We start from the raw sequence: 12,887 nt of genomic DNA on the forward strand, positions 1-12,887 counted from the left end.
GGATATCTCATTGACTGAAGGACACAATGTGTCCTATGGTCTGCAATGTGTCATCCAGGCGCGGCCGCGCGCCGAAGTCGAGGGGAGTACCGAATGACCGACACCATGCATGACTCCAAGAGTGAACTGATGCAGCGCGCCGAAGACGGGATGAACCGTCATTTCGCTGACTCGAATCTGAGCGTCCGTGAGAAGCTGGCGCTGACCTGTCGGGCGCTGTTCGACGCCGGGCATGATTCGGGGCTGGCCGGGCAGATCACCGCGCGCGCCGAGGAGCCCGGCACGTACTACACCCAGCGACTCGGGCTGGGATTCGACGAGATCACCGCGGGCAACCTGCTGCTCGTCGACGAAGACCTGGGCGTCCTCGATGGCGGCGGAATGGCCAACCCCGCCAACCGTTTTCACTCCTGGATCTACCGCGCCCGGCCGGACGTGAACTGCATCGTGCACACGCATCCGTTCCACGTCGCGGCACTGTCGATGCTCGAAGTCCCGCTGATCGTCTCGCAGATGGACATCGCGCCGTTGTACGACGACTGCGCCTTCCTGAAGGACTGGCCCGGCGTGCCGGTCGGCAACGAGGAAGGCGAGATCATCTCCGCTGCGCTGGGGGACAAGAAGGCGATCCTGCTGGCCCACCACGGACAGGTGGTGGCCGGCGCCAGCGTCGAGGAAGCCTGCTCGCTGGCCATGCTCATCGAGCGCGGCGCCAAGCTGCAGCTGGCTGCCATGGCTGCCGGCACCATCGCTCCGCTGCCGGACCGGCTGGCCCGCGAGGCGCACGACTGGACGCTGACGCCCAAGCGCAGCGTCGCCAACTTCGCCTACTACGCGCGGCGTGCCCTGGTGCGCCACCCCGACGCGCTCGACAACTGACCGACCCTGGAAAGGACCTGAACCATGACCGAGATCCACGGCATCATCGCCTACCCCATCACCCCGTTCACCGCTGACGGCGGCACCGTCGACACCGACACCCTGGCCGCCGTCGTCGAGCACCTCGTCAGCACCGGCGCGCACGCCATCGCACCGTTGGGCAGCACCGGCGAATCGGCGTACCTCACCGAGGCCGAGTTCGACGCCGTCGTCGACACCACGGTCGGCACCGTCAACCGCCGGGTCCCGGTGATTGTCGGCGCGTCGGAGCTGACCACCACCAACACGATTCGGCGTGCGCGGTATGCGCAGCGGGCCGGTGCCGACGCGGTGATGGTGCTGCCGATCTCCTACTGGAAGTTGACTGAGCGGGAGATCATCCAGCACTACGCCAGCATCTCGGCCGCAGTGGACCTGCCGATCATGGTTTACAACAACCCGGCCACCAGTGGCATCGACATGGCCCCCGAACTGCTCGTGCGGATGTTCAACGACATCGACAACGTCCGCATGGTCAAGGAATCGACGGGCGACCTCACCCGGATGCTGCGCATCAAGGAACTCTCCGGCGGCGCGCTGCCGTTCTACAACGGCAGCAACCCGCTGGTGCTCGACGCGCTGCTGGCCGGCGCGTCCGGATGGTGCACGGCCGCACCGAATCTGCGCCCGCAGCGGTGCGTCGACCTGTACGACGCGGTCCGCGCCGGTGACCGGGCCCGCGCGCAGGCGATTTATGACGAGCTCGCGCCGCTGCTGCGCTTCATCGTCGCCGGCGGGCTGCCGACGACCGTCAAGGCCGGGCTGGATCTTCTGGGCCGCAACGCCGGCGATCCGCGTCCGCCGCTGTTGCCGCTCGACGAGGACGGTCGCGCGGAACTCAAAGGCCTGCTGGCCAGTGCGTGAGAGCGACTACTGAACCGGGCAGGCGTACTTCCGGGCCACGTCCATCACGCGCTGCTGGGCGCCGGGGCCGATGACGCCCTGGGCGGCCAGTTCGAGGTTGATGTAGCCGGGGATACCGCCGATGCAGGCCTGGTGGGCAACGCGCCATGCGGTATCCGGGTTCAGGTTGTAGCCGTTGCGCTCCAGGCCCTGCAGGTACTGGTCGAATTCCGGCGTGCCCTGGTCCGGTATGGCGCTGGCCGCGCCGGCCAGGGCAACAGCGGTGGCCATCGCTGCGAGAAAAGCCGCGACTGCACGTCTCATGTCCGTTTCCCCCTACAGGCATGTCATCGGTTATCGGCCTACACGTTCGCACATCGCACCGAGGCGGAAACTCTGAACCGGCGGAATCCGTTCGCGGCTCAGCCGGTGCGGAGCCGCGTCCTAAACTGGCCTGATGTCGAAGCTGCAGCTGGTCCAGGAGCCGTCCGCCGACGCACTGCTCGAGTCCAATCCGTTCGCGCTGCTGGTCGGGATGCTTCTCGATCAGCAGATTCCCATACGATTGCAACCATGACTCAACCCCCGCTTCGAGCCCTGGTGGGTGCTCGGGTGTCCGTTGTCCAAGGCCCCCAGAAGGTCTCACACCTGGCTCAGTTGGAGAGCGCCACCAAGTGGGCAGAGGCCAAGGGTTACGCAATTGTTGGCACATTTGAAGACCTCGGGGTCTCCGCTGAGAAGCGGCCAGAGGATCGGCCAGACCTAGGGCCGTGGCTGACGGAGGAGGGCTCGGCCAAGTGGGACGTAGTCGTCTGGTCAAAGATGGACCGTGCTTTCCGCTCGACGCGTCACTGTGTCGATTTCGCCCGCTGGGCTGAGGAGCGGCACAAGGTCGTAGCGTTCGCAGATGACGGGCTGACGCTGAACTACCGGCCAGGCGCAACCAAGGGCGTAGACGCGATGATGGCTGAGCTATTCGTATACCTCGGTTCGTTCTTCGCTCAGCTCGAGCTGAACCGGTTTAAGACTCGAGCGCAAGACTCGCACCGTGCCCTGAGGGGTATGGATCGGTGGGCGTCTGGGGTTCCTCCGCTGGGGTTCAAGGTTGTCGACCATCCCAGCGGCAAGGGCAAGGGTCTCGATACTGACCCCGTCGGCAAGGAACTGCTAGAGCAGATGGCTCAGCGTCTGCTCGACGGCTGGTCGTTCATCCGCATCGCCGCATGGCTCAACGAGTCTGGCGCGCTAACCAATATGGACCGGGCCAGGATGGCCAAAGGTAAACCGGCCAAGGCCCGACCGTGGACGGTCAACGTAGTGATTGACGGACTGACCTCACCGCGAACCCAAGGGCTCAAGATGACCGGCAGAGGCAAGCACGCTATGACCGTGCTCGACACGGACGGGGAGCCGATCAGGCTCGGGCCTCCGACGTTCAACGCTGATACGTGGAAGCAGATACAAGAGGCTGCCCAGCTCCGAAGGATCGGGCAGCGGACTCCGAGCAAGACCACCAACAGGATGTTGGGTGTTGGGTTCTGCGGCTGCACCGGCTGCCCAGCGTGCGAGGGGAAACGTTCTGGGGTCAACGGCTCTGATGAGTCGGTCTGTGGCTCCCAGATGGCTCAGCAGACGACGCGTAAGCGGCTGGCCAATGGCGACATGGGGGAATGGCGCACGTACCGGTGTGGACGAACTCCCTTGAATTGCAACGGAATGGGCGTCAACGCAGAGGTAGCAGACTCGGCGTTGGAGGCATACTTTCTGACGCTGTGGGGAGATGAAGAGGTCACCAAGCGCGTATTCGTACCTGGTGAGGATCACTCGGCACAGCTGGACCAGGTCAACGCGACGATTGACCGTCTGCGTATGGAGTCAGATGCTGGCCTATTGACCACCCCAGAAGACACCAGTGGTTGGCTGGAGCGGATGCGCTCTCAGGTGGCCAAGCGAGACCAGCTCGCGGCTATGCCGTCGCGTGCGGCTGGCTGGGTGACTGAGACGACCGGGCAGACCTACGAGGAGGTCTGGCAGGACTCTGACCGTAGGCAATTGCTGATCGATGCCGGGGTCAGGTTTGTGTTTGCGGGCAAGAGGGCCGACGGCTCTCCTGTGTTCGATCGCTGGGTTCCTGGCTTTGATCCGAATGAGGATCCGTTCGCCTAGTCGGGTCGTCAACCGGCCTAGGGCGTGGCCCTACGTTGTGTCTATTCGGCTTGTCGCACCCTAGGTGTAATATTAGCGGAGACACGACAAGCGTCCTAACCGCTAGGGCTTGTCGCTCCCGGTTAGGACTCTGGTCAGTATGTACTTCGCAACTACTCCACTGACCATAGGCCCAACCGCACAAAAAGTCCAAAAAACTGGACTAAATGTCCAGAAAACTGGACTACTTGTGTCGCGAGTGACGACTTGTAACCACGTGTCGGTTAGGTGATTCACCGTGCAGTACAACTATTGGGACCTGGGTCAGCAGACCGCAGGCACCGGCGTCCGCGTCACCCTTCAGGGGACCGAGGCCAACGTGAAGCTGGTCGACGCTTACAACTACCGGGCCTACTCCTCTGGCCAGCGGCACGAGTACTTCGGGGGCCACTACAACCGGTCCCCGGTAGTTCTCCAGGTGCCGTCTGACGGGCACTGGTTCGTGACGATCGACTACGGCGGTCGCGCCGGTAGCGGCAAGGCAGCTGTCCAGGTGTTCCCCAACTAGTAGGTGAAGGCAGAAGGCGGCACCGCTTCGGCGGTGTCGTCCTTCTGAGTTCGGTCATTACTTGCGAACCATCACATACTCGACATGGGCGGTACGGCTGCTGCCGGTGTGGACCATTCCTTCCCCATCAATCGAGTACCGGTTGCCGCGCCATTCGACCTGTGACTGTGCTCCAAGTACACCGGGGTATCTGACTAACCGAAGCCGGTAACGGGTCTTCGACTCGAACCCAACTTCTTGGGTCTCAATGGCGCTGATCGGGTGGACCCTGGCACGGTAGTCGGTGCCGATCTTGGATGCTTGAGTCATCTGGTTGCCGTCTGCATCGGTGATGGTCTCCTCGGGAAAGACCTTGACGGTCTCGGTTCCGCTGTTCAATAAGCTCATCAGGCGATTGCCTTTCTATGCGCGGCCTGCGCTCGGTCGGCAAGGTAGTCGATCCAGTGCCGACGTCCCTTGGTTCGGTTGGGTAGGGGATTGCACGGCACAAGGTTGGTCACGACATGCCCCGGTGTGCTCGGATGACTCAGTGGCACCGTGTGATCGATGTGCCAGCCGTCCTCCAGCGGCTCTCCGGTGTAGACGCACAGCGTCGGATCGATACCTCGACGTTGCCAGTCGGCTAGTAGTTCCTCGGTGGTGATGTCGTCTGCCGGCAATCCGGCCTTGATGGCACGATTCTTGCCTCTGCGTAGTCGCTCGGTGATCGGATTCTCGGCGCGGTATGCGCGGTCTACCTCGCTCTTGCGACCGGCGTTCGATTCTCGATACTGCCTGTTGTATTCGGCTGCCTGCTGCGGATTCGCTTGGTAGGACTTGACTCTCGCGGCGCACATGCACTGTTTGCAGTGCGACTGGCGACCGCTTTTGTTGCGGCTCGACCTGTGAAAGTCGGTGACTGGCCTATGCGTGCGGCACTTTCCGCACCACGCTGTTGCTGGCGGCGCGTGGCTGCCGTCGGTGGTGTCATCCATCGTTGATTTCCTTCGTTGTCTGTAATGCTCAAAGCTTCAAAACCCGTACTGGATAGGGCGTCCGCATCACGGACCGGTCGGGAGCCGGGGCAGGAGGGGTACCCCCCCTGGGGGTCCAGGGTGAACCGAACCCCCAGGTCAGAGCTACTTTCGTCGGCGCGGGCCGTATAAGAGTTCTCGTACGTCGGCGCTAGACATGCCATCGGCCAAGGCCTTCCTACGCAAGCGTTGTTGTGTTGCAAGGTATTCCGTGAGTGCGTCACTGAGTCCTACTGCAGCAGACCACAACTCTCCTGCGTCACTAACCGCAGTGCACACACGCTGTGTTTTGTCTAACTCACGGTCAACCAGCAGGCAGATGCTCGAACACCAACCGGTGCGCCCAGCAGGCTTGAGGCAACCGTCTCGCTGACATCGTTCACTACGTGCGCTCATCAGCGACCCAACATGCTGATTGCGTTCTTTGCGGTCTCGCGGTCCTTGATCGACAACGCTTCGTCAACCGAACCGATGTTGAACACGTACGAGATGCCTTCAGTCACAGCCTTCGAGATGAACCCGTTGCCAGAGATGCCAAGGTCCGACATGAACTGCTTGCCAGTCGCTTTCGCGAAATCGACCGGAACACCCATCAACCCCGAAGTAGCCTTTACCAGTGGGTTGTCTCCGCTGGAGCTTTCGCCAACTACATCGGAGTACTCCTTCGTCAGGTTGAGCATGTCCTTTTGCAGACTGAACTGGTCCTTCTGCATTCGCAGCTCTTTGGCTCGGGCCTTGAGTGAGTCGGCTATGGCACCCTTACCAGCCTGAGATGCCTGGTACTCAAGGGCTCTCGCCTGCGACTCCAGTCGCTTCTGTTCAAACGCGAGGGCCTTCTCCATCCTGGTCACTTCCGGTTTGGTGAATCCAGCGAGGTTGCCTGTTGGGTCGGTGCCTGTAGCGAACGCGTCTGCGATCCGACCAGCCATGTCCTTGGCTTGATCCAGAACAGGCTGGAATCCGTTCTCCATACCCTTACCGAGGCCCTGCATGAGGGCTTCGCCGTTGGGCTGCAACACCTTCAGGTCGAACGGGATCGGACCCTTGTTCGCGGCAACCTTCGGCGCGATCGTCTTGACGTACGCGATCAGCGCACCTTCACCGGCTTGCATGCCTGAGGTCAGACCAGACATCAGGGCGGAACCTGCAGCAGAGCCAATGCCTCCGAGCTTGCCCAGCTCGGTGCTGACAGCGGAGGTGATCGCTGCGAGAGCCCCGGTGATCAGTGACGCCTGCGAGTTCACAAACGCGATAAGGCCGGTCCATGCGGCTTTGAACTCATCGAAGTTCGGAGCGGGAAGCGACTGCCCAGATGTCGCCTGAGACAACGAACCTCGGACCTGCTGAGTGATGTTGTCGACGAACTTCTGGTACTCGGCGGCCTGAGCCTTGAGTGGCTCAGCAGCTTTGGCAACCGCGTTGGCGTCAGGCGGCTTCAGCAGCGTGTCAATCGGAGAGTTCGCGGGAATCGGGATGTTGGCCAGATTCTTGACTGCATCCTGAGCCGGTGCGACTGCTGCGGGCACCTTGCTCAAGCTGTCGATCAAGTTGTCGACTACACCAGGAGGGCCACCGGGAGCACCCGGCATGTTGGCCGGGAGCATGAGCTTAGACATCGCGTCGTTAGATGCCTTCTGCTGTAGCTCCAACATTCGCTGGCGGTTCTTGGCCAGCAGCTCAGCCTCGTTGGCTACGCCGTTTTGCTTATAGAGGTCGGCGTAGTCCTTGACGCCGGGAGCCATGCGCTCGGGCAGCGACAGGAAGTTATTCAGCCTGCCGGACAGCTCGCCAATCTCCTTGAGGGAGTCAGCAATACCTCGCAGCGTCGCGAGAAACGCCTTCAGGTTGTCAGGGTTGCCCATGAACTCAATGCCCTGCTTGCCCAGATCGGCAAGCAAGTTCAACACCGTCTTGATGGTCTCGCCTAGGCCATCGAACGCAGTCGACAGGCTCCCGTCACCGGAGATCTTCTTGACCCACTCGTCAAAGCCCTTGCCCGAGTTGTTGAACCACTCGGTGATACCGGGCAGCTTGAGCGTGAACTGATCGATTAGACCGATGAACCCAGATGTGAACCCGTCTACGCCGGGTCGCATGTCGTTGAGCGCCGTGGAGATTCGGTTGATCGAGTTCTCGAACTTGGCTGCGTTGTCCGTGCGGTTGAACGCGTCGATTGCGCCTTGTGCCATCTGAGCTAGGCCTGCGGTGACGTTCGGTAGCGAACGCTCCAGCGTCGGAAAGATCGTGTTGGCCAGGTTCTGAAACACTGGAGAGAACTGCGTCTGCGCCGCATCAGACATCACCTTTTTGAGGTGATCGAACTCGGGCTTGATGCTTTCGGCGGACTTCTTGAACCCGTCCAGGCCCAAGGTCAGCGCGGTTATAGGTGTTGCTGCTGCTGCCACGACACCTGGTAGTGCCATGAGAGCTGTGGTGACGAGACCAACCACTGGGGCGGCTGCAAACAGTAGTCCGGCTGCTGCAGCAGCCATAACCAACGGACCCGCGCTAATGCCGCCGCCTACTGTTTTAGCGGAGGGTGCCGAATTCCATATGCTGTCTAACGTCTTTGAGAGTCCAGAGAGCTGCGTTACCGCTGACTGATCGACGTCAACCTTGATCTTGGTTTTGAGACCAGCGGTCTCGGCCTTGATCTTCTTGCGGAAGCCGTCCATATCGGGCTCTACGGCGATCTTCGCGACCATCGCTTTTTCGATGGTCTCGAGCTGACGTTTCAGGTCTGATCGAAAGTCTTTGGTGTCAGGGCTGACCTTGACAGAGAGACGGGCTACCTCGACCCCGGTTGCCATACCAGGCTTCTTAGCTGCCACGGGCTACTCCTTTCTGTGTATGTATGAATCGCCCCGAGTTTGATGCACACCTTCTTTCGAGGGAAGGTTGTCCGCATCATGCCGAAGAAGTACGACGAGGAGTTCAAGGCCCGGGCGGTGCGGCTGGTCACTGACCATGCCGAGGAGTACGAAACCCGCACGGCCTGCATCACCGCGGTCGCCAAGCGGTTGGGGGTGTCCTACGAATCGCTGCGCCGGTGGGTCAACCAGGCCGAGGTCGATACCGGGGTCCGCGATGGTGTCCCGTCCGATACCGCACGGGAGTTGCGGGAACTCAAACGTAAGAACCGTGAGCTTGAGGAAACCATCGAAATCCTCAAGGCGGCAACAAGTTTCTTCGCGCGGGAGAGCGACCCGCGACACCGCTGATTTGCGGGTTCATCGCCGAGCATCGCGCTCGGTTCGGGGTCGCTCCGATCTGCCGCGTGCTGTCCGAGCATGGCTGCCAGATCGCCCCGAGAACCTTCTACGCCTGGCTGGCCCGACCGCCGTCGGCGCGGGCCTTGTGGGACACCGTCATCACCGAGGTGTTGGCCGGCTACTACGAACCTGACGAGGCGGGCCGACGCAAGCCCGAGTCGTTGTATGGCGCGGTGAAGATGTGGGCGCACCTACAGCGCCAGGGCATCCCGGTGGCCCGCTGCACCGTCGAGCGCCTGATGAAGGCCAACGGCTGGCAGGGTGTGCGCCGGCGCAAGAAGGTCCGCACCACCATCGCCGATCCGGCGGCCGACCGCGCTCCGGATCTGGTGGACCGCCAATTCCGGGTGCCGGCCCCTAACATGCTGCTGGTGGCCGACTTCACTTATGTCCGGCTGGCCGGCGGGGTGTTCGTCTACACCGCGTTCGCCATCGACGCCTACGCCGGACGGATCGTTGGCTGGACCTGCTCAGCGAGCAAGGAAGACCGGTTCGTACGCCGGGCGATCCAGCACGCCGCCGAGCTACGGCGCCGTGAGGGTAACCCATTGACGGGCAATACAATTCACCATTCAGATGCGGGGTCGCAGTACACCTCGGTGCGGTTCGGGGAGACCTTGTCGCTATCGGGATTGGTGCCGTCGATCGGAACGGTCGGGGACGCCTTCGACAACGCCCTGGCCGAGACCACCATCGGCTTGTACAAGACCGAGGCCGTCCGCGACGACTCACCGCTGCGGCGTGGCCCCCTGCACCGCCTGACCGACGTCGAACTGCTCACCGCCGACTGGGTGCACTGGTACAACACCCATCGGCTCATGCACCGACTGGGCCGCATCCCACCGATCGAGTACGAGCAGATCTACTACGCTACGAAGACAGCCCAATCCGAGGCTGCACACCCATAACCAGGTGTGCACCAAACTCGGGGCGATTCAGTAAGAGAAAAGCCCAGAGCAACAACGGCTCTGGGCCTTGCAAGGGATTGCAAGTGTTTGGTTGAACTGCGTCAGCCCTCCTGTTGATTGGTGGCGTACCAGAGATGGCGGGCTTCTGGTGTGCCGTAATGCGATTGCTCGGTTCGACCGGCCATGCCGTCAAAAGGTCCGGTCTTGGTCCCGATCAGAACCATGCCGCGATCGGCTATGTGGTCGGCCACCTCGAGGTAGGCCGGTGACGCTGTGCTCACTGCGAGACTTCGGTAGACCCGCAGCCGAGTTCCATCGCCCACGGCAACTAGGTATGGAGCCTTGGCGACTTGGAATGACGGCTCGCTCACGACGTGCCTCGAATGTCAGCTAGGTCAGTGAACAAGCCAACCGGCGGAGCTGGCCGGGAGTACTTGCGTTCCCAGAGCATTCGGCGTTCCTCGGGGTCTCGCGTCCAAGGTTCGCGTCCCGTTGACTTCTCGTGCGCCTCTACGCGAGCCAGCCAGACCTCAAACGGATCGTGAGCAGGTACCGGCACGAAGTTGCCGACTGTCACGACGTGCCGCCGTTGATGGTTCCCACGTTGCCGACGCCGCCGAGTGCGGCTCGAAGTACTCCAGCCCCGTTGAGGGGGAGTGGAGCGACGTGGTCCTGCCGCTGTGCTTCCAAACCGTGCTGTCGCCGGTGGTTCTCAACGGCCAGGTCGTACCAGTTCTGTTCTGGCTCGTTGACGGGAAGCCTTGGTACACGCGTGATTCCGCGTGCTTCGAGTCGCTGGCCGATGGCCTGAGCGAGACTGTCGGCTATGGGCTGCGTCTTCTCGCCTGCGGTCGCGGCCAGTCGCTTCGCGAGCAATGCCGCGGCGCTGGTCTTGCGATTGATTCTGTTGTGTTGGTTAGTCATTCGTGCGATTCTCTGAGTTGGGTAGTTTGCTTCTTGGGGACAAACAGAGAAGCCGTCAGTTTTGAGACTTGTGCCGTCCCTGTTGGTATCCGTCCAGGACAACGGATTCCAAGCTCTCGCGGATGCTGCTGGCTTCCGTGAGAGTGTTGATTCCGAACTCGATACCCAGCTTCGCTGCGGTGAACAAGACTGGATCGATCGCGGCGAGTGTCGGATCCTGGTTGTTGGCAGCTGCATCGAGCTTGATGAGTTCCCTCATCGTGGTCGGGCGCAGGATGCGTAGCGTCCGTTCCATGTCTTTCGAGACGAACCCGGCCAGGTGGCTTGTGTTGGCAACCCAGTTGCTAATCCGGTTGAGGTACTGGGCTTCCTGCTGCGCTGTGCCGTATGCGGCGACAGCTTCGGCCCCCCATGACACCAGGTTCTCAGCGGTGAACTTGAGCTGATGTGGGTTGTCCAACTCAATTGGGACACTGGGACCGAGTTTCTTCACGGCTTCGATGTACGCGTTTGCGTGCTCGTTGAACGTCGGAGTCAGCTGCTCGATAACCTCCGGCACAGCGACTCTCGCGAGCGCGTTGACAATGCGGGCTTTGGCTTCGATGGCGCGGCGCTTCGCGTCCTCGAGTAGCGACAGTCCGCCTGTGGAGCCAGACAGGGCAAGCTCTTCGGCGAACCGACGAATCTTGTCTTCGGCATTGGCGGGGGTCACGTCGTCGGCGTCGAACACGGGTTGATAACTAACCTCGGTCCACAGCAGAGCTTCGAAAACCTCTACGGCGCTGGCGAGTTCCTTCGGAAGTTTGATTTCAAGGCCGGTCCAGCGGGAGACGTTCTCGGCGATCGATTTCTGGTCGAACATGTGTGATTCCTCTCGGGGTGTGGTGACAACAAAGGCCACCCGTTCGGGGTGGCCTAGATTGGTGCCTAGCGTCATCGCTGGGCGAGTTCTTTTGCTTCTGTAGGTATTCGGGCTGCCTGGTGGGGTACGTATCCGCTGGCGAGCGCTGACGCCAACGCTTGAAGGTCAACGGGCGGATCGCGTCTCGTCACCTCTATGCCGTGCGACTCCAACGCCATCGCCAGCACTAAGGCCGAACGTTGTCGACTGCGATAGGTGGCGTTCTTCTGCTTGCGGCAATGTCTACACCAACCGTCTGCGTCTCGGTCGGCGCTCGACTTGAGTTCGTGCCCTTGCGGGCACACGGTGACCATTTCGGTTCACCTCCAATCTGTTTGAACAGGAACATGGGCAAAAACAAATACGCCCCTGGCATGAAGCCAGAGGCGCAATGGTGGGGGGTGAGGGGAGCCGACAGCTCCCCGGCCAGGAAGCAATCAGGGAGCTGTCGTCTCAACCACAACGAAGGGTTGGGGAGATACCCCTCTACTGGTTACGGAATACTTCGGCGGCTTCACGCTCGCGGCACTCCTTCGGGTAGTCCGCTGGCCGTGCTCGCGACGTATCGGTGCCCGGTGCCTTCCACGCTGGACCTCAGGCCGTTGTGTTGTACCAGCTTCAAGCCCTTGTCTTCGGGTTCGGCTGGCGGGTCGATACCGAGCTTCTCGGCTTTGGCGACGGCGCGCTTCCATCGGTTGCGTTCGTTGTCTGCCAGTCGTCGGCACTCTGGCGTGCAGTACTTCTTCGGCTGGCCGGTGTTGCGTTCGTGACCACGGGCCACCTGGTCGCGAAGAGTGCAGCCAGAGCACTTGCAGCCCTTCATGTCGTCGGGCTCGAATTCGCATTTGAACCGGGTGACATCCGGCGCTGGCATCTCACCAGCGCAGTGAGCGCAGTTGGTCCGCGGAGCTGTCTTCCACGGGCGGCTGCGCTTGTCTACAACCAGGAACCCGTGACCATCGGAGACGATTTGGCCGGCCACAGAGTCGACCGGCTCGCTCTTAACCTGCACTTGGTCGTAGGTGTGGCGCTTGGTCGGGTCGATCTTGTCTGCGTCGAACGCTTCGTCTTGGTCACCGGTTCCGACACGGCTGGAGCGAACTCGGACTAGCTTCGAGTCGTCGTCTCCGTCGTGGCCAACTTCGGCACCGTACGCCGAGTAGTGAAACGCACGGAACTGGTCGTCAAGGTCGACAATCTCGACCAGGTCGTAGTCGTCAACGGCGTTCTCGGCGTATGCCTCAGGTATGAGCTTGTCCCAATCGGTGGCGCGGCGATGCGCCCTCCTGCCGGTAGTCATGGTGTGTCTTGTCGTCTCTTTCTGTAGGTGATTGATGCCCGTGCTTGGTGACGCGGGCTAGTGACATCACCCGCCTTTGACGGCGGGTTGTGAAT

13 protein-coding genes and 1 pseudogene are annotated in these 12,887 nt (G+C 61.6%); 6 read left to right on the forward strand and 8 right to left on the reverse strand.

Annotated features, from left to right (window positions below):
* Positions 1-93 precede the first annotated feature (93 nt).
* The gene (locus ACX12F_RS05395; protein ID WP_459368614.1) at positions 94-879 is read left to right on the forward strand and encodes an aldolase; all 786 of its coding nucleotides are present in this window, start codon (positions 94-96) and stop codon (positions 877-879) included.
* A gap of 24 nt (positions 880-903) precedes the next feature.
* Positions 904-1,782 (forward strand): dihydrodipicolinate synthase family protein, encoded by an 879-nt coding sequence (locus ACX12F_RS05400; RefSeq protein WP_459368615.1) that lies wholly within the window; start codon positions 904-906, stop codon positions 1,780-1,782.
* A 6-nt stretch (positions 1,783-1,788) separates the two neighbouring features.
* Here the strand turns inward: ACX12F_RS05400 and ACX12F_RS05405 are convergent, their stop codons facing one another.
* Positions 1,789-2,085, reverse strand: a complete 297-nt coding sequence (locus ACX12F_RS05405; protein ID WP_459368616.1) for a DUF732 domain-containing protein — start codon at positions 2,083-2,085, stop codon at positions 1,789-1,791.
* A 133-nt stretch (positions 2,086-2,218) separates the two neighbouring features.
* Here ACX12F_RS05405 and ACX12F_RS05410 point away from each other — a divergent pair.
* The 3 genes and pseudogenes from ACX12F_RS05410 to ACX12F_RS05420 all read left to right on the forward strand — a co-directional run.
* Positions 2,219-2,323, forward strand: a pseudogene (locus ACX12F_RS05410) (HhH-GPD-type base excision DNA repair protein); the annotation flags it as partial.
* Positions 2,324-2,373: 50 nt separating this feature from the next.
* Positions 2,374-3,927, forward strand: a complete 1,554-nt coding sequence (locus tag ACX12F_RS05415) for a recombinase family protein (RefSeq protein WP_459368617.1) — start codon at positions 2,374-2,376, stop codon at positions 3,925-3,927.
* 277 nt (positions 3,928-4,204) lie between these two features.
* The gene (locus ACX12F_RS05420; protein ID WP_459368618.1) at positions 4,205-4,474 is read left to right on the forward strand and encodes a DUF1883 domain-containing protein; all 270 of its coding nucleotides are present in this window, start codon (positions 4,205-4,207) and stop codon (positions 4,472-4,474) included.
* A 57-nt stretch (positions 4,475-4,531) separates the two neighbouring features.
* Here ACX12F_RS05420 and ACX12F_RS05425 read toward each other — a convergent pair whose 3' ends face one another.
* The 3 genes from ACX12F_RS05425 to ACX12F_RS05435 all read right to left on the reverse strand — a co-directional run bounded on the left by ACX12F_RS05425 (position 4,532) and on the right by ACX12F_RS05435 (position 8,318).
* Positions 4,532-4,861, reverse strand: coding sequence for a hypothetical protein (locus ACX12F_RS05425; RefSeq protein ID WP_459368619.1), 330 nt, complete (start codon positions 4,859-4,861; stop codon positions 4,532-4,534).
* Positions 4,861-5,448, reverse strand: coding sequence for a hypothetical protein (locus ACX12F_RS05430; protein ID WP_459368620.1), 588 nt, complete (start codon positions 5,446-5,448; stop codon positions 4,861-4,863). Before ACX12F_RS05430 ends, ACX12F_RS05425 begins: the two co-directional genes overlap by 1 nt.
* A gap of 434 nt (positions 5,449-5,882) precedes the next feature.
* Positions 5,883-8,318, reverse strand: coding sequence for a hypothetical protein (locus ACX12F_RS05435; RefSeq protein ID WP_459368621.1), 2,436 nt, complete (start codon positions 8,316-8,318; stop codon positions 5,883-5,885).
* 78 nt (positions 8,319-8,396) lie between these two features.
* On the opposite strand from ACX12F_RS05435, the gene ACX12F_RS05440 reads away from it, so the two are divergent.
* Positions 8,397-9,667 (forward strand): IS3 family transposase gene (locus tag ACX12F_RS05440; RefSeq protein ID WP_459367093.1). Its coding sequence is split into 2 segments (ribosomal slippage): positions 8,397-8,670 and positions 8,670-9,667, totalling 1,272 coding nucleotides; the frame shifts between segments, so codons are not numbered across the junction.
* A 101-nt stretch (positions 9,668-9,768) separates the two neighbouring features.
* Here the strand turns inward: ACX12F_RS05440 and ACX12F_RS05445 are convergent.
* The 4 genes from ACX12F_RS05445 to ACX12F_RS05460 form a co-directional block, all read right to left on the reverse strand.
* Positions 9,769-9,948, reverse strand: a complete 180-nt coding sequence (locus ACX12F_RS05445) for a hypothetical protein (RefSeq protein WP_459368622.1) — start codon at positions 9,946-9,948, stop codon at positions 9,769-9,771.
* 292 nt (positions 9,949-10,240) lie between these two features.
* Positions 10,241-10,591 carry a hypothetical protein gene (locus ACX12F_RS05450; RefSeq protein WP_459368623.1) on the reverse strand — a complete coding sequence of 117 codons (351 nt, stop codon included), beginning with the start codon at positions 10,589-10,591 and terminating at the stop codon, positions 10,241-10,243.
* 55 nt (positions 10,592-10,646) lie between these two features.
* On the reverse strand, positions 10,647-11,453 hold the full coding sequence (locus tag ACX12F_RS05455; protein ID WP_459368624.1) for a hypothetical protein: 807 nt from the start codon (positions 11,451-11,453) through the stop codon (positions 10,647-10,649).
* Positions 11,454-12,006: 553 nt separating this feature from the next.
* On the reverse strand, positions 12,007-12,792 hold the full coding sequence (locus tag ACX12F_RS05460) for a hypothetical protein (protein WP_459368625.1): 786 nt from the start codon (positions 12,790-12,792) through the stop codon (positions 12,007-12,009).
* Between the last annotated feature and the right edge of the window lie 95 nt (positions 12,793-12,887).

This window comes from Mycolicibacterium sp. HS_4_1 (assembly GCF_054515875.1).